The sequence below is a fragment of the Blastococcus saxobsidens genome (genome assembly GCF_010682065.1).
Classification (GTDB): Bacteria; Actinomycetota; Actinomycetes; order Mycobacteriales; family Geodermatophilaceae; genus Blastococcus; species Blastococcus saxobsidens_B.
Window position 1 is genome coordinate 1 of record NZ_JAAGWG010000004.1, and the last position, 18,718, is coordinate 18,718.

Here is an 18,718-nt window from a genome sequence, read left to right on the forward strand (position 1 = left end):
GAGTTCTCAAGGAGCGGACGCGCAGAAACTCGACCCTTCCGGGCTTCGTCCCTGGCTGGATGTCCAACTCTACGCCGCTTCCAGAGCTTCCTCCGTGGAGGGGCTCCTCGGTGGCCCTTGCGGGCTTCCGTGGGGCGCAGAGAGAACATTACACGACGTTTTGGGGGTCCTGCAGGGGGGCCCCCCCGACCCCCCGGAAGCCACCCCCGGGTGCACGAATGCGCAGGTCAGGCGACGCCTCGGGGCCGGAACTGGACGCTCACCCGGGGGCCCACGGGCTTCGTCGTCTTGGGGATGCAGTGCTCCCACGTCCGCTGGCAGGAGCCACCCATCACGACGAGGTCCCCGTGACCGAGCGGGAAGCGGAGGGACTCGCCTCCACCCACCGGGCGCAGCAGCAGCGGACGCGGCGAGCCGAAAGAGGCGATGGCGACCATCGTGTCGGTGGAGCGACCGCGGCCGATCCGATCGCCGTGCCAGGCCACACTGTCGCGCCCGTCCCGGTACAGGCACATGCCGGCGGAGACGAACGGTTCACCGAGCTCAGGCGCGTAGTGCCGGTTCAGCGCCTCGCGGGCGTCGGTCAGGAGCTGGTGCGGGAGGCGCTCGGCCCCTCCGTACCAGCGGAGCAGCCGCGGGACGGCCACCTCGCGCTCGTACATCTGGCGGCGGTCCTCCCGCCAGCCGATGTCCCCGAGCAGCACCTCGAGCACCTCGTCCGACCCCGACACCCAGCCAGGCAGATGGTCCACCCAGGCGCCGCGGCCGAGGTCGTGCCGGACGAGGCCGGCGAGGGGGCCGAGCGTGGCCTCGTCGGCGAGATCCCACATCGAAGGCTGGTGCGCCAGCGTCATGCCGGCACGCTACCCCCACTTTTCGCACATGTGTGCGAAAAGCTGTGGACGAAGCCCACCGGGCCCGGGATCAGGCAGTGAGCGCGAGCGCGAACGGCAGGACCGCCGGGGCGCCCGCGCGACGCAGCTCCCGGCCGGCGACCGTCATCGTCCAGCGGGAGTCGGCCAGGTCGTCGACGAGCAGGACCGGCCCGGTCAGGCCGGCCAGCCGCTCGCGGAGCTCCGGCCCCACGACGATCCGGTCCCACACCGCCGCCAGGCGGAAGGCGCTGTTGCCGCCCGGCTGCCCGGTCGGGCCGCCGTGGGCGAGGGAGAGCTCCCCCAGGTAGGGCAGCCGGCCCATCCGCGCCAGCCCCTGGGCCACGCCGGTCACCAGGTTCGGACGCCGACGCGAGGGGATCGCCACGACGGCCGCGGGGCGCTCCTTCCAGTCCCAGGCGCCGAGCACCCGGCCGCAGGCCCGCAGCAGTTCCTCGTCGGGGGGCACGTCGGAGACCGAGCGCCGCACCGGGACCTCGAAGGCGGCGTCCGGGTCCTCCTCGATGCCCGGCGCCTCCAGGTCGAGCTCCACGACACCGCCGACGCCGTCGTCACCCAGGAGGGTGCGCAGCCGCTGACCCCAGCCGAGGTCGGTCAGCCGGGCCACCGCCCGGCCGGTCTCCAGCTGCTCCGACGGCGCGATCTTGCCCTTGACGTCCACGCCGAGCCGGTCGGCGCCCGTGGGCCACATAGCCCGGGGGGCGAGCTCCACGCCGGGCCGGTCGAGCGCGGCCGACGCCTTCTCGGCCGCGGCCTCGGGGACGTCGGTGGCGTACCAGGGGCCGGCGCACACGTCGCAGCGGCCGCAGGGGGCGGCGGTCGGGTCGTCGAGGGCGGACTGGAGGAACGCCATCCGGCACTCGGCCTCGTCCACCGGCTTCGCGTAGGTGAGCATCGACCGCTGCTCGGCCTCCCGGGTGCGGGTGACCCGGGCGTAGCGGTCGGCGTCGTAGACCCAGGGCCGGCCGGTGGAGCGCCACCCGCCCTGCACCCGCTCGACCGCTCCGTCGACGGCGAGCACCTTGAGCAGCAGCTCCAGCCGGGAGCGGCGCACGTCGGCGACCGTCTCCAGCCGGGCGACCGACCACGCCTTGCCGTCGGCCATCGCCGTCAGCACGGCGGACGCGTGGTCCTCCCGCGGCATGGAGGAGGTGGCGAACCACTGCCAGATCGCGATGTCCTCGGGGCCGGGGAGCAGCAGGACGTCGGCGTGCTCGACGGCGCGGCCGGCACGGCCCACCTGCTGGTAGTAGCTGACCGGCGAGGACGGGGCGCCCAGGTGGACGACGAAGCCGAGGTCGGGCTTGTCGAAGCCCATGCCGAGCGCGGACGTGGCGACCAGTGCCTTCACCTCGTTGTTCCGCAGCGCCTCCTCGGCGGCCTTGCGGTCGGCGTCGTCGAGCCGGCCGGTGTAGGAGCGGACCTCGTGGCCGGCGTCGCGCAGCAGGTTGGCCGTCTCCTCCGCAGCGGCGACGGTGAGCGTGTAGACGATGCCGCTGCCCGGCAGGTCGCCGATGTGCGTGCTGAGCCAGGCCAGCCGCGCGCGGTCCGAGGGCAGCCGGAGCACGCCCAGGCGCAGCGAGTCGCGGGACAGCGGGCCGCGCACCGTCGTCACCTCGACGCCGCCGGCGCCGAGCTGCTCGGCGACGTCGTCGACCACGCGCTCGTTCGCCGTCGCCGTGGTGGCCAGGACGGGTGTCCCGGCCGGCAGCGTGCCCAGCAGGTCCCGGATCCGGCGGTAGTCGGGGCGGAAGTCGTGACCCCAGTCGGAGACGCAGTGCGCCTCGTCGACCACGACCAGCCCGCACCGGGCGACCAGGCCGGGCAGCTGCTCCTCGCGGAACCGCGGGTTGGTCAGCCGCTCGGGCGAGACGAGCAGGACGTCGACGTCGTCACCAGCCAGGCGGGCGGCGATGTCGTCCCACTCGGTCATGTTGGCGCTGGAGATCTCCACCGCGCGAATGCCGGCGCGGGCGGCGGCGGCCACCTGGTCGCGCATCAGCGCGAGCAGCGGGCTCACCAGCAGGGTCGGGCCCTTGCCGCGGCGGCGCAGCAGCGCCGTGGAGACGAAGTACACGGCCGACTTGCCCCAGCCGGTGCGCTGCACGACCAGCGCGCGGGCGGAACGCTCGACCAGCGCGGCGACGGCGGCGTCCTGCCCTTCGCGGAAGACGGCGTCGGGACGGCCGGTGAGCTCGCGCAGGATCGCAAGGGCTTCCTCGTGGACCGAGCCGGCGATCGAGGACGTCGGTGCAGCGGTGCTCATGCCGACGACACTAGGTGCGCCCGGCGACAGGACGGGTGGCCGAGCGCGACCCGGGGACGACGGTGGAGAATCCACAGGCGATGGACCACCAGGGGCAGCTTCCGGCCGACAACCACGTGCACACCCACTGGTCGTGGGACACCCCCGACTCCTCGACGATGCGCCGGGCCTGCGAACGCGCGATCGCCCAGGGCCTGCCGGCGATCGCCTTCACCGAGCACCTGGACTTCACGGTGTGGCACGACGAGGACCGGGCGACCGAGGAGGGGCTGGTCGACCGCCACCCGGCCCACCAGCTGCCGATCGACGTCGAGGGGTACTTCGCCGAGCTCGCGGAGGTGCGCGACCGGTTCCCGGAGCTGCGCATCTGGTCGGGCATCGAGACCGGCGAGCCGCACCTGTTCGCCGCGAGCATCGCCCGCCACCTCGAGGACTCCCCGGTCGACCGCGTGCTCGGCTCGCTGCACTCGCTGTCGGACGAGGGCCGGCTGATCGGGGTGGGGCGGCTGCTGCACGTGGACGCCGACGCCACCATGCGCCGCTACCTCGGCGAGATGGTCGGGATGATCGAGAGCAGCGACGTCTTCCAGGTCCTGGCGCACGTGGACTTCCCCCGGCGGTACTGGCCCGGCGGCAGCTCGCGGTACGTGGAGAAGGACTACGAGGAGGAGTACCGGGCGGTGTTCCGCGCCCTGGCCGGCAGCGGCCGGGCGCTGGAGATCAACACCAGCAGCCCGCTGGCGTCGGCCGACCAGGTGCGCTGGTTCCACGAGGCGGGCGGCGAGGCGGTGAGCTTCGGCAGCGACGCGCACGCGCCCACGGCGGTCGGGCAGAAGTTCGAGCTCGCCGTCGCCGTCGCCGAGGCCGCGGGGTTCCGCCCCGGCCGGGACCGCTTCGACTTCTGGCGTCGCTGACGGACCGTCCCGTCACACCGGCCCGGACGCCTCGACCGGCCGGGGCCGGTACCAGGCCCAGAAGGCCAGGCCCACGGCCAGCGACCAGAACGCCGACCCGATTCCGCCCACGGTGATGCCGCTGATCGCGACCAGCAGGGTGGCGACGACGGGGATCCGGTCCTCGGGGCGGGCGAGCGCGCCGCTCAGGGACGACGCCAGCACCGGCCACAGGGCCAGTCCGGCCGCGGCGGCGACGAAGCCGGCCGGCGCGGTGGCGACGAGGGCGGCGACGGCGACCGAGACGAGCGCGAACCCGACGTAGGCGATCCCCGCCGTGCGGGCTGCCAGGTACCGGCGCCCCGGGTCGGCGTCGGCCTCGGGACCGGCCGCGAGCGCGGCGCTGATGGCGGCCAGGTTGATCGCGTGCCCGCCGAACGGGGCGCCGAGCACGGTGCCGGCGCCGGTCACCGCCATGGCCGGCCGCCACGGCGCCCGGTAGCCGAAGGACGCCAGCACCGCCATGCCCGGGACGTTCTGCGAGGCCATCGTGACCAGGAACAGTGGCAGCGCCAGCCCGAGCACGGCGGGGGAGGTGAAGTCCGGCGTCGTCCAGTCCAGGCGGGGGACCAGGGCGGACGCGGCCACCCCGCCCTCGCGGTGGGCCAGCCAGCCGATGATGGCGAGGGTGACCGCGAAGGCCGCCGGCACGGCCCAGCGCGGCGAGTACCGCAGCAGCGCGGCCCAGACGAGGACCACCGGGACCACGAGCCAGGGCATCTCGAGCGCCGACCGGACCGGCTGCAGGCACAGCGGCACGAGGACGCCGGCCAGCATGGCCTGGGCCAGCACCGGCGGGATGGCGCCGATCGCCCGCCCGAGTCCGGGCCAGGCCGCGGTGAGCAGGATCAGGCCGCCGACGACCAGGAAGGCGGCGACGGCGACCGGCCAGGACGGCGCGAACGCCGTCGCCAGGAGGGCCGCACCCGGCGTCGACCAGGCCACGGTGATCGGCATCCGGGTCCGCTGGGCCAGCAGCACGGTGGCCACGCCCATGGTCAGGGACAGGACGAGCAGGCCCGAGGCGGCCTGACCCGGCGTCGCCCCGACGGCCCGGCGCCCGGTGATGACGACGGCGAAGGAGCTGAGGAACCCGACGAGTGCGGTCACCAGCCCCGCGACGGTCGTCGACGACGGGGCTGCGGGCACGCCGCGCGACGCTAGCGGAGCCTCCCTCTACCGTTCGTGATCATGGGTGCCCCCGATCCGGTCGTGCGCGACGCCACGACCGACGACGCCGCGGCCTGCGCGGCGATCTACGCGCCGTACGTCACCGGCACGGCGATCACCTTCGAGCTCGAGCCGCCCTCCGAGGAGCAGATGGCCGAGCGGATCGCCGCCGCCCAGCGGGCGCACGCGTGGCTGGTGCTCGAGGACGACGGTGTGGTCGTCGGTTACGCCTACGCCGGTCCCTACAAGGAGCGCGCCGCCTACCGCTGGTCGTGCGAGGTGAGCGTCTACCTCGACGGCGGACGACGACGACGGGGCGGTGGACGGGCGCTGTACGAGGCGCTGTTCGCCACGCTGGCCGACCGCGGCTACCGCACGGCGGTCGCCGGCATGACGTTGCCGAACGGGCCGAGCACCGGGCTGCACACCGCGCTGGGGTTCGAGCCGATCGGCACCTACCGGCGGATCGGCTTCAAGCACGGGCAGTGGCGCGACGTGCTGTGGGCGCAGCGGGCGCTCGGCCCCTACGACGACGACCCGACGCCGCCGGCCTGACGCGGATCAGGCCACGCGGCGGCGGAAGCTCCCCGCTCGCGGCAGCGGCGAGGTGAGGTCCGGCTCGTAGGCATGGGCAGCCGTTGCGCGCGGAGCGGGCACCGGGGGCTTCCCGGGCCGGCGATCGGCCCCGCCCGGGACGACGAACCGGTAGGTCGCGTCCACGTCCCTGACGGCGAAGGTGTCCTCGTCCTCGCCGACGTGGTGCAGGACCACCGTGTCGAACCGCTCCGCGACCCGGTGCAGGGACTCGGCGTCGGAGACGTCGATGACGGTGCCACCGGCCGCGAAGGCGGCGACCGGCACGATGCGGTCGGCGTGCTTGAGCACGAAGTCGTCGGCGGCGTCGCGGCCGCCGACCCGGCTCAGCCATGCAGCGGCGCCGGCGGTGAGCAGCGCGAGGGCCAGGACGGCGACGGCGAGGCCGCGGGCCACGCCGATCGGGACGGAGATGCCGAGGACCGGGAAGGCCCGTGGGACGACCTCGTCGGTCGTCACCTCGGTCTCGGTGCGGGTGCTCAGCACGTCGAGCTCGCCGGCCAGGCGCAGGGCCGTCGGGTCGAGCGCGAAGGCCAGGCTCGCGGGTCCCGTGGCCTGGAACGGGATCCCCCGTACGGTTCCCGAGGTCGCCGTCGTGGGCGTGATCCGCAGGACCGCGCCGCCAGCGGCGCTGCCGACCTCCGCGTAGTGGTCCTCCAGCACCGCGGATGCGCGGGCGGTGTCGACGGCCACGGTCGCCGTCGCGGTGCCGTTCTGCAGCGCGACGACCGGACCGCTGTTCAGGTAGGTGGCCCAGCCGTCCGGCGCCTCGACCGAGACGTCCAGGCGCACCACGCCCTGCACGGCGGCGAGGTCCGGCCCGGTGACGGTGCTCGCGTAGGAGACGGTCAGACCGGTGGCGAGCTTGGTCCAGACGGTGTCACCGGTCTCGATGACGCCGCCCGGGTAGGTGGTGCCGCGCGCGGCGGTGCCCCCGTAGGAGAACTGCCCCTCCTCGGTGACCGCGACGGTCTCGCTGCCCTCCTCCGTGGAGGGCAGCAGGAACAGCACCCCTGCACCGACGACGGCGACCAGCGCCACGGACGCCGAGGCCATCGCCACCTGGCGGGCGCGCGCCCGGACGAGCACCGGCACGTCGCCGGCGCTCAGGCGCGGGACGGAGAGCGTCGGCGCGGGAAAGGAGGGGAGGGAGAGCGAGGGCATCGAGAAGGACGGCACCCGGCGCCGACGGGAACGCCGCGTGCGCTGCCTGCCCGACTTGGCCGCGCCCACCACCAGGGCCGTGGAGAGGCCGACGACCGCCAGGGTCCACGGCGAGGTGAGCGTGGCGAGCACGTGGCCGCCGTTGGGGATCCGGAAGAAGAGCCGGCCCAGGATCTCGTCACTGGTCGGCCGGTCCTGGTCCAGGAAGTCGTTGTTGTCGCCCTGCGTGACGAAGCCGCCGACGTCCGCCGAGACGATGCGGTGCATCACGACGGTGTCCAGGGACTCGCTCCGGTAGGCGACGACGTCGCCCACCGAGTACGTGGCCGCTTCGCTCAGGACGGCGATGTCCCCGGCGTGGAAGTCCGGCTCCATGCTGGTGCCGTACGTGGTGACGTACGTGGTGCCGCCTCCCAGCGACAGGGGCCAGAACAACCACACGGTCGCGAGCACCAGCGCGGCGACGGCGCTGGTGCTCGCGACTCGTGATGCGGCAGTCATGGAGGCACCGATCGGGGTTCGGGCGAGGCGGCCAGGGGGGCCGCCTCGCCCAGGACGGAACTGCTTAGTTCGAGGTGACCGTCAGGGAGGTCTTGTCGATCAGGGAGATGAGCGGCAGCTGCGCGGCCGTCATGGTGCACGTGACGATGTGCGCGGCGCCGTCCGGCGCGTAGGTGCAGGTGTTGGCGCCGTCGGTGATGGGAGTCGTGCCGGTGTAGAGGGTCATCCGCGCGGACATCGCAGGCGACGGGACGGCCTGGCCGACGGTGAAGGCCACGGTCTGCAGGCGGCCGCTGTCAGTGGCGCTCGGGGTGTAGGCGATGTTGCTGACCGAGACACCCGTCGCCGTCATCTCCCCGTAGCCGGCGACGTTGTTGTCGACGGTGGCGAAGTTGTTGCTGGCGGTGAAGGCGGAGGTCGTGAGGCCGGCAGCGGCAACCGCGACTCCGGCGAGCAGAACGCGCGACTTGCGCATTGCCTGGGTCCTGTTCTCTCAGCGGTCCAGTCCGCCCGGATGCGGTTCACCCGGGTCATCGGCACTGGGCCTGTCGTTCGACAACCAGGTCTTCGGCAACGCCCGGCACATTCTTAACTCTTGTCCCAAAAGAAACTGGAGTCTCCGAGTCGACAATTGAAAGAAGGTGACCGATAACCATTCTGCTAATGCGTGCAGGGACAGTCGGGGCGGTGTGCGGCGTGCCTTCCGGGATCGCCGGACCAGCGGCCTAGGTTGTTCCGGAACCCATCGCCCCGCGGACCACCGAGGTGCGTGTCCCGAGGTGTCCGTAGGAGGAATCGCGTCGTGCGCTCGTCGAGGTCACAGGGATCGGTCGCGTCCGCGGAGCCCGTGGCGCCCCGGGTCGCGGCGCCCCGGGTCGTCGCGCCCCGCCGGAGCGTCGAGCGGGACACCAGCATGGAGGCCGCCGCACAGCAGGCCGGCGTGCTCGCGCAGGCCTCGCGCGAGGTCTCCGACACCTCCCGGGACGCCGCGGAGTCGCTCTCGGAGCTGCGCTCGGCGATCAGCGACATCTCCGCCACCACCAGCCGCGCCTCCGCCGTCACCGAGGTCGCGGTACGGGACGCGCAGGCGGTCGACGAGCGGATCGCGGCGCTGCAGACGGCCAGCGAGTCGATCACCCAGTTCGTCCGCATGATCACCGCGATCAGCCAGCAGAGCCGGTTCCTGGCGCTGAACGCCTCCGTCGAGGCCACGCGCGCCGGCGAGCTGGGCCGCGGCTTCGCCGTCGTCGCCGACGAGGTCAAGGAGCTGGCCGGGCGCACGGCCCAGGCCGCCCAGGACATCGACGCCCAGATCAAGGCGGTGCAGAAGGAGACCGCGCAGGCGATCGAGGTCATCCAGCGCATCACCGGGACCCTGGGCTCCATCGCCGAGGCGCAGGACGCCATCGCCGCGGCCGTCGAGCAGCAGCGGGCCGCGACCGAGCGGGTCGTGGACAACGTCGACCGGGCGGCCACCGGCTCCGCGCGGATCACCGACGCCGTCGCCCAGCTCGCCGACAGCCAGCGGGTGGTCTACGTCCGGCGGGCCCTCTCGGTCGCCGAGCAGCACCTGGCCGAGCTCGGCGGCGTCCACCTCGGCGAAGGACGGTCGACGGTGACCGTGCGCGACCAGGCCACCGGCGCCGCGCACACCGCCGAGCTGCGCGACGTCCTCGTCGGCGACGTGGTCCTCGACCGCAGCGACGACCCCGGCCGGCCGGCTCCGCTGGTGGACGAGGTGGTCCGCCAGGTCGGGGGCAGCTGCACGCTGTTCCAGCAGCTCGACGACCGGGGCAGCATGGTGCGGGCAGCCACCACGGTGCTCAACCCCGCCGGCCGCCGCAACGTCGGCACCTACATCGCCCGCACCGATGCCGACGGCAGACCGAACCCGGTGCTGGCCGCGGTGCTGGCCGGGCAGGTCTACACCGGCGCCGCGACCGTGGCCGGACGGCAGTTCTTCACCGCGTACGCGGGGCTGCACGACGCCACGGGCACGCTGATCGGGGTGCTGTACGTCGGCCTCCCGCTGGACGCGATGCCCGGCGCGGGGAGCTGAGCACGCCGACCGGTCCTGACCTCCGGGAACGGTCGGCCCCGTGCTCTAGGTTGGTCGCGGTTCGGCACGGAGCCGCAGCCGGGAGCCGTACGAGGGGGACGTGGTGAACCGATGGGGGCGCGTGAACGAGGCGCTGCCCGCCGTCGTCCTGGTCCTGGTCGTGCTGGCCGAGGTGGTGAGCGGCCGCGGTCAGGTGGTGCTCGGGCTCGCCGCCATCGCCCCGCTGGTGGCCGCCACCTGGCTGGGCCGCCGGGCGACGGTCGCCTACAGCGCCACCGCCTTCATCGTCGCCACCCTGCTCGGGCTCTACGAACAGCAGTACACGGCCGAGACGGCGGTGGCGCAGACGATCCGGCTGCTCGCCGTCGTCCTCGCCGGCGCGCTCGCGGTGGCCACCTGCGAACTGCGGCTGCGGCGCGAGCAGCACATCGCCCGGCTGAGCGCCGAGGCGGCGGCCACCCGGGCCGCCGTGCGCACGAGCGACACCCTGCAGCGGGCGCTGCTCGGGAACTCGCCGCAGGTGCCGGGCCTGGAGATCACGGCCCGGTACCTCCCCGGTGATCAGGGCGCCCAGGTGGGCGGCGACTGGTACGACGCCTTCCCGCTGACCGACGGCTGCACCATGCTCGTCATCGGCGACGTCGCCGGTCACGACGCCCCGGCCGCGGCGACCATGGCGCAGACCCGCGGCATGCTGCGGGCCCTGGCACGTTCCGGTCACACCAGCCCCGCCGAACTGCTCACCGCCCTGGACTCCGTCCTCGCCGGGCTGAGCCTCGACACGCTGGTGACGGTCACCGTCGTCACCGTCGACGTGCACGGCGGCGGCGCGACCGTGCCGCTGCGCTGGTCCAACGCCGGCCACCCGCCACCGATCCTCGTGCGCGCCGGCGGGGAGGCCGTGCTGCTGGAGCGGACGCCCGACCGGCTGCTGGGCGCCTCCTCGGCGGGCAGCCCGCGGACCGAGCACGAGGTGGCCATGGGCCGTGGCGACCTGCTGATGCTCTACACCGATGGTCTCGTCGAGCGGCGCGGGATGACTCTCGACGACGGCAGCGCGTGGCTGCTGCGGGCCCTCTCGCGCATCGGCGGCGAGCAGGTCGACCGGGTCTGCGACGGCCTGCTGGGTGCGCTGGGCTCCCGCGGCGACGACGACATCGCCCTGCTGGCGGTGCGGCTGCCCCGCTGACTCAGCGGCCGGCGCCGCCCTCGACCACGGCGAGGAACGCCGGCGGCACGGAGTCGACGAGCCAGACCCCGTTCGGCGACAGGGTGAACCGCGCGCCGTCGTCGGCCATCCCGCCGGCGTCCACCCGCAGGACGACCGGGCGGCCGCGCCGGGCGCCGACGGCGCGCGCGGTGGGCACGTCGGGGCTCAGGTGGACCGCGTGCCGCCGGCCCGGCCGCAGCCCCTCCGCCAGGATCGCGGGCAGGAACCGGCCGACGGCGCCGTGGAACAGCACGTCGGGCGGACGCCGCGCGACGTGGCCGAGGTCGACGACGACGCTGTGCCCCTGGCTGGCCCGGATGCGGGTACCGCTCTCGTCGAAGGCGTAGCGCTGCTTGTCATCGGCGGCGACCACGCGGTCGAGCTGGGCGCGGGTCAGCCGCAGCGCGGCCAGCAGCTGTTCGACGGCGACCCAGCCGGCCCCGTCCAGCTCGAGGCCCACGGAATCCGGTCGGTGCCGGAGCACGTAGGAGAGCCGCTTGCTGGTCCGGACGACGTCCACGTGCCGCTGCCCGTCGGGGTCAGCCGCAGCGGTAGAGGACGAAGGCGACGTCGTCGTCCGGGGCGTCGCCGAGCAGCCGCTCGGTGAGCAGGGCGCTCAGCTCCGCCGGCGCGAGGTGCCGCCCCTCGACGAGCGCGTCGGCGGCGCGGCCGATGCCCTCGTCCAGGGCCTCGTCCCGTCGCTCGACCAGGCCGTCGGTGTAGAGCAGGAGGGTCGACCCGGGCGACAGGGTCAGCTCCGCCTCCGGCCGCTCGCGCCGGTCGGTGACGGCGAGCGGCAGCGAGCTGCCCTCCTCCAGCAGCCGGACGGTGCCGCCGTGGTCCACGAGGACGGCCGGGGGGTGCCCGGCGCTGCTGTAGCGGATCCGGCCGGTGAAGGGATCGATGATTGCGCAGAAGACGGTGCTCACGGCCGCGCCGGGGATCAACGCCGCGAAACCGTCGAGGGCGGACAGGACGTGACCCGGTGACCCGCTCTCCAGCAGCAGCGCCCGGCCGGCGCTGCGCAGCTGGCCCATCACCGCCGCCGCGGGCAGTCCGCGGCCCACCACGTCCCCCACCACCACGCCGTAGGCCCCGTCGGAGAGCTCGACGACGTCGTACCAGTCCCCGCCCACCTCCAGCGTCCCGGTCGCGGGCTCGTAGTGGACGGCGAAGCCGGCCGGCAGGGCGGTGGGGCCGAGCACCGCGCGCTGGAGCGTGACGGCGACGTCGGTGAAGAACTGCGCCCGCGCCTGGTCCGAGCGGGCCCGCTCCTCCGCGCGGCGCCGTTCGGCCGCCACGGCCTGGGCGTCGGCGACCGCGGCGGCCACCTGACCGGCGGCCAGCGTCATGAAGATGCGGTAGTCCTCGTCGAGCGGGAGGTGCGGGCTGGCGCCCAGCACCAGCGCGCCGACCGGCTGCTCGGCGCCGGCGGCGGTGAGCGGGAGGACCACCGCGGTGTCGACGTCGGCCTGTGCGACCGCGCTCGCGCCGACGGTGGACAACCCGGGCAGGAGGGTGGCCAGGCCGGTGACCGTCTGGGTCTCACCGGTGGCCGTCGCCCATCGCACCCGCTCGGAGATGACACTGGTGGCCAGCTCGTCCTGCAGGGCGACACCCTGCGCGGCGACCAGCTGCGGGGGTCCGCCGTCCCCGTCCACCAGGTACACCAGTCCCAGGGGGCAGTCGGAGCGGGCGTCGGCGAGCACCCCGAGCGCCGTGGCGACCGCCTCGGCGGTGTCCCCGTGGGAGGCGCGCGGCAGGCTGCCCAGCCGCTGCAGCACGCCGAGCCGGCGGGCGGCGAGCACGCGGTGGGTCGTCTCGACGACGGTGTCCAGCAGGCCCACCACCGCGCCACCGGGCTCGACGACCGGGCTGAAGGAGAAGGAGAAGTAGGTCTCCTCCTCGTAGCCGTGGCGGTACATGACCAGCGGCAGGTCCTCGGAGTACGTGGCCCGCCCGGCCATCACCTCGTCGACCATGGGCGCCAGCGCGGGCCAGATGTCGGACCAGACCTCGGTCGCCGGCCGGCCCAGCGCCGCGGGGTGCCGGGCGCCGAGCATGGGTGCGTAGGCGTCGTTGTAGACCATGACGAGCTCCGGGCCCCACATCAGCAGGAACGGGAACCGGCTGTTCACGGCGGTGCTGATCGCCGTCCGCAGCGTCGGCGACCAGTCCGCCTGCGGGCCGAGGGGCGTCGTCGCCCAGTCGTGCTCGAGGAGCATCCGCTGGAGTTCCGTCCGCGGCCCACCGGGGATCAGCTCCGCCAGATGACTGTTCAGCGCTGATCCCCCCACGGCCCGGCACGCCCCGGCGCCACCGTGACGGCGGAATGTCACCTCGTGCTCAGCGGCATCCTCCCATCCCGCGGTGCGGCAGGTGCATTGGACACAACCGGCACGCACCCGGGCCGCCCTCAGGCGACGGTGGTCTCCAGCGTGACCGGGACGTTGCCGCGGGTGGCGTTGGAGTAGGGGCACACCTGGTGCGCCGCCTCGACCAGCTGTTCGGCGGCGGACTGCTCGATGCCGCCCAGCTCGACCGACAGGGTGATTTCCAGGCCGAAGCCGCCGGCGTCGTTCGGGCCGATGCCCACGTCGGCGGTGACCGCGGAGTCGGAGAGGGCGACCTTCTGCCGGCGGGCGACCATCTTCAGCGCGGAGTGGAAGCAGGCCGCGTAGCCGGCGGCGAAGAGCTGCTCCGGGTTGGTCGCACCACCCGTGCCGCCCATCTCCCGCGGAACGGCCAGGTCGAGGTCGATCAGGCCGTCGGAGGAGCGGGTGTGGCCGTCGCGGCCCTCCCCGGTCGCAGTGGCGGTGGCGGTGTAGACGGCGGGCACGGGAGCCTCCAGAAGTAGGCAGAACGACCGTTCTGCTCCAGCCGAGCACGGGCCGCCCGGAAGCGCAAGACGGAACGTTCGTTCTTGCTAGCCTGGCCGACGTGACCACCGCCGTCCGCCCGTCGGCCGCCCGGGAGCGCCTGCTGCGGGCTGCGTCGGCGACCTTCTACGCCGAGGGCATCCGCGGCGTGGGGGTCGACCGGGTGATCGGGGAGGCCGGCGTCACGCGCGCGACCTTCTACCGGCACTTCCCGGGCAAGGACGACCTGGTGGTCGCCTACCTGGAGGCGGTCGACGTCGGGGTGCGCGAGCGGGTGGGCGCGGCCCCCACCACGGCGAACGCGGCCGCCGGCTTCCTGCGGGGACTGGCCGGCGGGATCGGTGACGAGCTGTGCCGCCGCGCGTTCCGCGGCTGCCCGTTCATCAACGCCGCGGCCGAGTTCCCGGACGCGACGCACCCGGTGCACCGGGCGGTCCTCGCACACCGCCGCTGGCTGGAGGACGTGGTGCGGCACGGCTTCGCCGCCGCCGGACACCCGGACCCGGCCGAGGCGACCCGCCGCTTCGTCATGCTCCGCGACGGCGCGATGGTGGCCGGCTACCTGGCCGACCCGGGGACGGCGCGGACGACGCTGCTCGCCGCCGTCGACGACCTGCTCGCCGCGACCTGAGCCGCAACCTTCCCTGCCGAACCATGCGAAGTCGTGGCGATCGGCGCGCGATGGCCACGAGTTCGCATGGTTCGACGGCGATCAGCGGGAGTAGTACTCCACGACCAGCTGCTCCGCGCAGACGACCGGGACCTCCTCGCGGGTGGGCGTCCGCTCGTAGCGGGCGACCAGGTCGGCCAGCCGGACCTCGAGGTACTTCGGCGGCTCGGCGTGCGCGCCGGAGGCGGCGACCTGGAACGGCTCCTTGGCGCGCGACTTCGCAGCGATCTGGATGAAGTCGCCCGGCCGGAGCCGGTAGGAGGGGCGGTCGACGCGCTTGCCGTTGACCAGCACGTGCTGGTGGGTGACGAACTGGCGGGCCTGGTAGATGGTGCGGGCGAACCCGGCGCGCAGGACGGTGGCGTCCAGCCGCGACTCGAGGTCCTGGATCAGCGCCTCGCCGGTCTTGCCGCCGGTGCGCTTCGCGCGGTCGAAGGCGGCCCGCAGCTGCGTCTCGCTGATGTCGTACTGCGCGCGCAGCCGCTGCTTCTCCTTGAGCCGGGTGGAGTAGTCGCTGTCCTTGCGACGCTTGCGGCCGTGCTCGCCCGGCGGGTAGGGCCGGCGCTCCAGGTACTGGACGCACTTCGGCGTGAGCGGGATGCCCAGCGCTCGACTGAGCCGGGCCTTGGGGCGGGGCGTGTTCACGGGGACCTCCGGGTTTGGTTAGGCTCACCTTACTACTCGACTCCGAGCATCCCGAGGTGGTCCATGACGGCCGGTCCGACCCACTCCCCCGCGGCCGTCGAACGGCAGCCCCCGGCGCCCGAGCGCGCCCGCACCGTGGCCACGCGGTCCGCCACGGACGTGCACGTCGCAGGCATCGGCTCCTGCGTGGTGTGGGCGTCGACGACCACGGCCGACGGCGACATGCTGCTCGTCGTCCCCGCCACCGGAGGCGTCGTCGCGGCGCTGCGCGGCTCCTCGCTGGGCGACGCCCCGGCCCTGCTGACCGTGACCGACCCCGCCCCCGTTCCCCTCCGCCACCCCCTTCGCGGGCTCGTGCACCTCACCGGCTGGCTGGTGCCGGTGCCCGACGCCGACGTCCCGGCGCTGCTGCTGGACTTCGCGGAGGCCGCGCCGGCCGACGCGCTGTTCGAGGTCGGGCGGTCGGCCGTCCTGGTCCGCCTGGACCTCGCCGAGGTCGAGCTCGAGGAATCCGGCGCCCGGACCTACGTCGACCCCGACGACTTCCGCGAGGCGCGGCCCGACGTCGTGACCCGCGCCGAGGACGAACTGCTGGCCGCCCAGCGCGGACCGCTGGGCCGGCTCCTGACGCGGGTGCAGCGCTGGGCCGGCCGGCACGACGACGTCCGGATCCTGGGGCTGGACCGGTTCGGGGTGCGGTTCCGCATGCAGGGCCGGCAGGGCTGCTACGACCTCCGGGTGCCGTTCGCGGCGCCGCTGTCGGGCCCCGACGGGTTCGCCGACGCCGTCGACGAGCTCCTGACCTGCGGACCTGCATGATCGTCCGCTGGTCGGGACGAGCCGGCTGTGCGACGGTCCTGCGATGACCTCCTCCTCCGACGGCGGCCGGCGCGCCCTGCAGCTCACCCTCGGCGCGTTCGCCGCCATCCCCCTGGCCTCCGGGCTCGCCGGCGCGCTGCTCGGCCCCGCCTCGCTGCCCGGCACCGAGGGCCCGCTCGCGCCCGACGTGGAGAGCGAGTACCGCTACACGCACCTCATGTACGCCGCGGCCGCCCCGCTGATCTGGTCGACGATCCCCCGGGTGGAGCGGGAGGGCGCGCTGCTGCGCGGCATCTCCGGCGCGCTCTTCCTGGGCGGAGCGGTCCGCCTGCTCGCCTGGCAGAAGGCCGGCAAGCCCCAGCCGGCGCTCGTCGGGGCTGCGGCGCTGGAGCTGCTCGGCGCACCGGTGCTCGCCGCCTGGCAGCACCGCGTCGCCACCCGGACACGCAGGCGCTGACGCCCGCCCGGAAGTAGCGATGAGTTCTCCCCGCCGATCCCGTCTTCCTCCTGACGAGTCCACCAGCGGGGAAGGAACCCGGTCATGACCATGCAGGCGAGCGCGACCACCGTCCGGATCACCGACGGCGAGTGCTGGGACCGGCCCTCGGCCGTGACGCGGTTGCTCCTGGGCTACGGGCCGCTCGCGGGGCTCGTGTACCTGGGCTCCGGTGTGATCCAGGGGCTCACGCGCGACGGCTTCGAGTTCAGCCGACACAGCCTCAGCCTGCTGGCCAACGGCCCGCTGGGCTGGATCCACGTCACCACTCTGATCGTCACCGGCCTCACGACGATCGCCGCCGCGGTCGGCGTCCACCGGGCGCTGCGCGGGGGCCGCTCCTGGGCCGGCCCGCTGCTCGGCGGCTACGGAGCAGCGCTGGTCCTGGGCGGGATCTTCGTGGCCGACCCGATGGACGGCTTCCCCCTCGGCACACCGGCCGGCGTACCGGTGGAGACGTCGCTGGCCGGGGTGCTGCACCTGGCGGCCGGCGGGCTCGGCTTCGCCTGCCTGGTCGGGGCCACCGCCGCCCTCGCCCGCCGGTTCGGCCGCGAGGGACGGCGCGGGTGGGCGTGGAGTTCGGTGGTCGCCGGCGCCGTCGTCCTCGCGGGATTCCTGGGCGTGGCGAGCGGCGCGACGTCCGCCCTCGCCGTGCTGGGGCTCTGGATCGGGGTCGCGACCGGCTGGGCCTGGCTCGCGGCGGTCTCGGTGCACCTCTACCGGCGCACCCCGCACCCCACGCGCCCGCGCGTCTGACACCTCACCGCCCCTGTCCGGCGCACCCGCCGGTCGGTGGGACGATGCGCCTCGCCCGGTAGGGGTCACGGGCGTTGGCGCAGGTCGAGGAGGCAGACGATGGCGTTGGGCTGGAAGCTGCACGGGGACGGGAAGACGCCGCCGCTGGGTGAGGCCGTGGCGCCGGAGGAACGGCTCACCTGGCCGCGCACGGTGGGGATCGGCGCGCAGCACGTCGTCGCCATGTTCGGGGCGACGTTCGTCTTCCCGCTGCTGATGGGCCTGGACGCCAACCTCGCGATCATGATGAGCGGGTTCGCGACGATCATCTTCCTGCTGATCGTGCAGGGGAAGGTGCCCAGCTACCTGGGCAGCTCCGCATCGTTCGTGGGCGGCGTGGTCGCCGTGCGGGCCGCGGGCGGGACGACGTCGGACGTGCTCGGCGCACTGCTGGTGAGCGGCGTCGCCCTGGCGCTGGCGGGTGTGCTGATCCACCTGGCCGGCGTGCGCCTGGTGAACAAGGTGTTGCCTCCGGCGGTCACCGGCGCGGTGGTCATGCTCATCGGCTTCAACCTCGCGCCGGTGGCGACGGCGACCTACTGGCTGCAGGACCAGTGGGTGGCGCTGGCGACCATGGCGTTCGTCATCGTCGCCGCCCTGCTGCTGCGCGGCTTCATCGCCCGCATCTCGATCCTGCTGGGGCTGGTCTTCGGCTACCTGCTCTCGATCCTGCTCGACGCGACCGCCGGGCCGATCACCTCGGTGCTGCCGGGCCAGAACCTGCGCGACGCCGCCGGCGCCGCCTGCGACCAGGAGGGCCCGTACTGCCTGGCGACGGCGTTCAGCCACGACCGGGTCGACTTCAGCGCCGTGAGCGAGGCCCCGTGGTTCGGGCTGCCCTCCTTCACGACGCCGAGCTTCTCGGTCAACTTCGCGCTGCTCGTGCTGCCGGCGGTGATCGCGCTCGTCGCGGAGAACGCCGGGCACGTGAAGGCGGTGGCCGAGATGACCCGCCGCGACCTGGACCCGATGATCGGCCGGGCCGTCTTCGCCGACGGCGTGACCACCGTGGTGGCCACCTCGGTCGGCGGCTCTCCCACCACCACCTACGCGGAGAACATCGGCGTCATGGCGGCGACGCGGGTGTACTCGACGGCGGCGTACTACGTGGCCGCCCTGGTGGCGATCGCCCTGGGCCTCGTGCCCAAGTTCGGCGCGCTGATCAACGCGATCCCCGGCGGTGTGCTCGGCGGGATCACCGTGGTGCTCTACGGGATGATCGGCCTGCTCGGCGCGAAGATCTGGAAGGAGAACCGCGTCGACTTCGCCAACCCGATCAACCTGGTGCCGCTGGCGGCCGGGATCGTCATCGCGGTCGGCAACTCGGGCAACGACGCCCCCCTGCTGCGGTTCAGCGACGACTTCTCCCTGGGCGGCATCGCGCTCGGCACGATCGTCGCCGTGGTCGGCTGGCACGTCGCGCGGGCGCTGGCCCCAGCGGAGATGAAGGCCTCGCTGCTGCGCGAGGGCCCGCACCCCGCGGCCGGCTCCACCTTCGGCCACGTGCCCGGCGACGAGGTGGCGGCGACGTCCGGCTCCACGGAACGCCCGGCGAGCTGACCGGTTCGCCCCACGCCGTCGAAGGCCCTCCCGGATCCGTCCGG

18 protein-coding genes are annotated in these 18,718 nt (G+C 74.1%); 9 read left to right on the forward strand and 9 right to left on the reverse strand.

Translation table 11 applies throughout. The features are described 5' to 3' along the window. Window positions 1–227: 227 nt before the first annotated feature. Window positions 228–854, reverse strand: a complete 627-nt coding sequence (locus GCU60_RS03135; RefSeq protein ID WP_163202190.1) for an alpha-ketoglutarate-dependent dioxygenase AlkB — start codon at window positions 852–854, stop codon at window positions 228–230. 70 nt (window positions 855–924) lie between these two features. Beyond that, window positions 925–3,159 carry a RecQ family ATP-dependent DNA helicase gene (locus tag GCU60_RS03140; RefSeq protein WP_163202191.1) on the reverse strand — a complete coding sequence of 745 codons (2,235 nt, stop codon included), beginning with the start codon at window positions 3,157–3,159 and terminating at the stop codon, window positions 925–927. A 35-nt stretch (window positions 3,160–3,194) separates the two neighbouring features. Here GCU60_RS03140 and GCU60_RS03145 point away from each other — a divergent pair, with 35 nt between their 5' ends. Beyond that, the gene (locus tag GCU60_RS03145) at window positions 3,195–4,073 is read left to right on the forward strand and encodes a PHP domain-containing protein (RefSeq protein ID WP_345770359.1); all 879 of its coding nucleotides are present in this window, start codon (window positions 3,195–3,197) and stop codon (window positions 4,071–4,073) included. A gap of 12 nt (window positions 4,074–4,085) precedes the next feature. Here the strand turns inward: GCU60_RS03145 and GCU60_RS03150 are convergent, their stop codons facing one another. Continuing rightward, window positions 4,086–5,261, reverse strand: coding sequence for a benzoate/H(+) symporter BenE family transporter (locus GCU60_RS03150; protein ID WP_163202192.1), 1,176 nt, complete (start codon window positions 5,259–5,261; stop codon window positions 4,086–4,088). Window positions 5,262–5,303: 42 nt separating this feature from the next. Between GCU60_RS03150 and GCU60_RS03155 the strand changes: the two genes are divergently transcribed. Beyond that, window positions 5,304–5,837 carry a GNAT family N-acetyltransferase gene (locus GCU60_RS03155; RefSeq protein WP_163202193.1) on the forward strand — a complete coding sequence of 178 codons (534 nt, stop codon included), beginning with the start codon at window positions 5,304–5,306 and terminating at the stop codon, window positions 5,835–5,837. A gap of 6 nt (window positions 5,838–5,843) precedes the next feature. Here the strand turns inward: GCU60_RS03155 and GCU60_RS03160 are convergent, their stop codons facing one another. Together GCU60_RS03160 and GCU60_RS03165 are read right to left on the reverse strand one after the other, a co-directional pair. Continuing rightward, complete coding sequence (locus GCU60_RS03160) at window positions 5,844–7,541, reverse strand: signal peptidase I (protein WP_163202194.1); 1,698 nt, start codon at window positions 7,539–7,541, stop codon at window positions 5,844–5,846. A gap of 64 nt (window positions 7,542–7,605) precedes the next feature. Then, entirely contained in the window at window positions 7,606–8,016 is a 411-nt protein-coding gene (locus tag GCU60_RS03165; RefSeq protein WP_163202195.1) for a hypothetical protein, read from the reverse strand. 372 nt (window positions 8,017–8,388) lie between these two features. On the opposite strand from GCU60_RS03165, the gene GCU60_RS03170 reads away from it, so the two are divergent. Both GCU60_RS03170 and GCU60_RS03175 read left to right on the forward strand, forming a co-directional pair. Then, complete coding sequence (locus tag GCU60_RS03170) at window positions 8,389–9,600, forward strand: Cache 3/Cache 2 fusion domain-containing protein (RefSeq protein ID WP_345770360.1); 1,212 nt, start codon at window positions 8,389–8,391, stop codon at window positions 9,598–9,600. A gap of 100 nt (window positions 9,601–9,700) precedes the next feature. Beyond that, window positions 9,701–10,789, forward strand: coding sequence for a PP2C family protein-serine/threonine phosphatase (locus GCU60_RS03175; RefSeq protein ID WP_345770361.1), 1,089 nt, complete (start codon window positions 9,701–9,703; stop codon window positions 10,787–10,789). 1 nt (window position 10,790) lies between these two features. On the opposite strand, the gene GCU60_RS03180 is transcribed toward GCU60_RS03175, so the two are convergent. The 3 genes from GCU60_RS03180 to GCU60_RS03190 form a co-directional block, all read right to left on the reverse strand. After that, on the reverse strand, window positions 10,791–11,330 hold the full coding sequence (locus GCU60_RS03180; protein WP_163202196.1) for an RNA 2'-phosphotransferase: 540 nt from the start codon (window positions 11,328–11,330) through the stop codon (window positions 10,791–10,793). A gap of 19 nt (window positions 11,331–11,349) precedes the next feature. Then, complete coding sequence (locus GCU60_RS03185; protein WP_163202197.1) at window positions 11,350–13,035, reverse strand: SpoIIE family protein phosphatase; 1,686 nt, start codon at window positions 13,033–13,035, stop codon at window positions 11,350–11,352. Between the two features lie 191 nt (window positions 13,036–13,226). Then, entirely contained in the window at window positions 13,227–13,649 is a 423-nt protein-coding gene (locus GCU60_RS03190) for an Ohr family peroxiredoxin (protein ID WP_163202198.1), read from the reverse strand. A gap of 101 nt (window positions 13,650–13,750) precedes the next feature. On the opposite strand from GCU60_RS03190, the gene GCU60_RS03195 reads away from it, so the two are divergent. Further along, on the forward strand, window positions 13,751–14,320 hold the full coding sequence (locus GCU60_RS03195) for a TetR/AcrR family transcriptional regulator (RefSeq protein WP_345770362.1): 570 nt from the start codon (window positions 13,751–13,753) through the stop codon (window positions 14,318–14,320). Window positions 14,321–14,401: 81 nt separating this feature from the next. Here the strand turns inward: GCU60_RS03195 and rpsD are convergent, their stop codons facing one another. Then, window positions 14,402–15,004 (reverse strand): 30S ribosomal protein S4, encoded by a 603-nt coding sequence (rpsD, locus tag GCU60_RS03200; protein WP_163202199.1) that lies wholly within the window; start codon window positions 15,002–15,004, stop codon window positions 14,402–14,404. A gap of 63 nt (window positions 15,005–15,067) precedes the next feature. Between rpsD and GCU60_RS03205 the strand changes: the two genes are divergently transcribed. The 4 genes from GCU60_RS03205 to GCU60_RS03220 all read left to right on the forward strand — a co-directional run bounded on the left by GCU60_RS03205 (window position 15,068) and on the right by GCU60_RS03220 (window position 18,674). Continuing rightward, complete coding sequence (locus GCU60_RS03205) at window positions 15,068–15,823, forward strand: DUF2470 domain-containing protein (RefSeq protein ID WP_163202200.1); 756 nt, start codon at window positions 15,068–15,070, stop codon at window positions 15,821–15,823. A 43-nt stretch (window positions 15,824–15,866) separates the two neighbouring features. Next, complete coding sequence (locus GCU60_RS03210; protein WP_163202201.1) at window positions 15,867–16,280, forward strand: DUF4345 domain-containing protein; 414 nt, start codon at window positions 15,867–15,869, stop codon at window positions 16,278–16,280. 84 nt (window positions 16,281–16,364) lie between these two features. Beyond that, window positions 16,365–17,075: a DUF998 domain-containing protein gene (locus tag GCU60_RS03215; RefSeq protein ID WP_204261367.1), complete on the forward strand. Its 711-nt coding sequence runs from the start codon at window positions 16,365–16,367 to the stop codon at window positions 17,073–17,075. A gap of 99 nt (window positions 17,076–17,174) precedes the next feature. Continuing rightward, the gene (locus GCU60_RS03220; RefSeq protein WP_163202202.1) at window positions 17,175–18,674 is read left to right on the forward strand and encodes a uracil-xanthine permease family protein; all 1,500 of its coding nucleotides are present in this window, start codon (window positions 17,175–17,177) and stop codon (window positions 18,672–18,674) included. Window positions 18,675–18,718: the final 44 nt, after the last annotated feature.

Excerpts from the sequence above, each read along its gene's own strand:
- GCU60_RS03135 (WP_163202190.1), bottom strand. The coding sequence starts at position 854 with ATGACGCTGGCGCACCAGCCTTCGATGTGGGATCTCGCCGACGAGGCC.
- GCU60_RS03140 (WP_163202191.1), bottom strand. The coding sequence starts at position 3,159 with ATGAGCACCGCTGCACCGACGTCCTCGATCGCCGGCTCGGTCCACGAG.
- GCU60_RS03155 (WP_163202193.1), top strand. The coding sequence starts at position 5,304 with ATGGGTGCCCCCGATCCGGTCGTGCGCGACGCCACGACCGACGACGCC.
- GCU60_RS03160 (WP_163202194.1), bottom strand. The coding sequence starts at position 7,541 with ATGACTGCCGCATCACGAGTCGCGAGCACCAGCGCCGTCGCCGCGCTG.
- GCU60_RS03165 (WP_163202195.1), bottom strand. The coding sequence starts at position 8,016 with ATGCGCAAGTCGCGCGTTCTGCTCGCCGGAGTCGCGGTTGCCGCTGCC.
- GCU60_RS03185 (WP_163202197.1), bottom strand. The coding sequence starts at position 13,035 with ATGCTCCTCGAGCACGACTGGGCGACGACGCCCCTCGGCCCGCAGGCG.
- GCU60_RS03205 (WP_163202200.1), top strand. The coding sequence starts at position 15,068 with ATGACGGCCGGTCCGACCCACTCCCCCGCGGCCGTCGAACGGCAGCCC.
- GCU60_RS03210 (WP_163202201.1), top strand. The coding sequence starts at position 15,867 with ATGACCTCCTCCTCCGACGGCGGCCGGCGCGCCCTGCAGCTCACCCTC.
- GCU60_RS03215 (WP_204261367.1), top strand. The coding sequence starts at position 16,365 with ATGACCATGCAGGCGAGCGCGACCACCGTCCGGATCACCGACGGCGAG.
- GCU60_RS03220 (WP_163202202.1), top strand. The coding sequence starts at position 17,175 with ATGGCGTTGGGCTGGAAGCTGCACGGGGACGGGAAGACGCCGCCGCTG.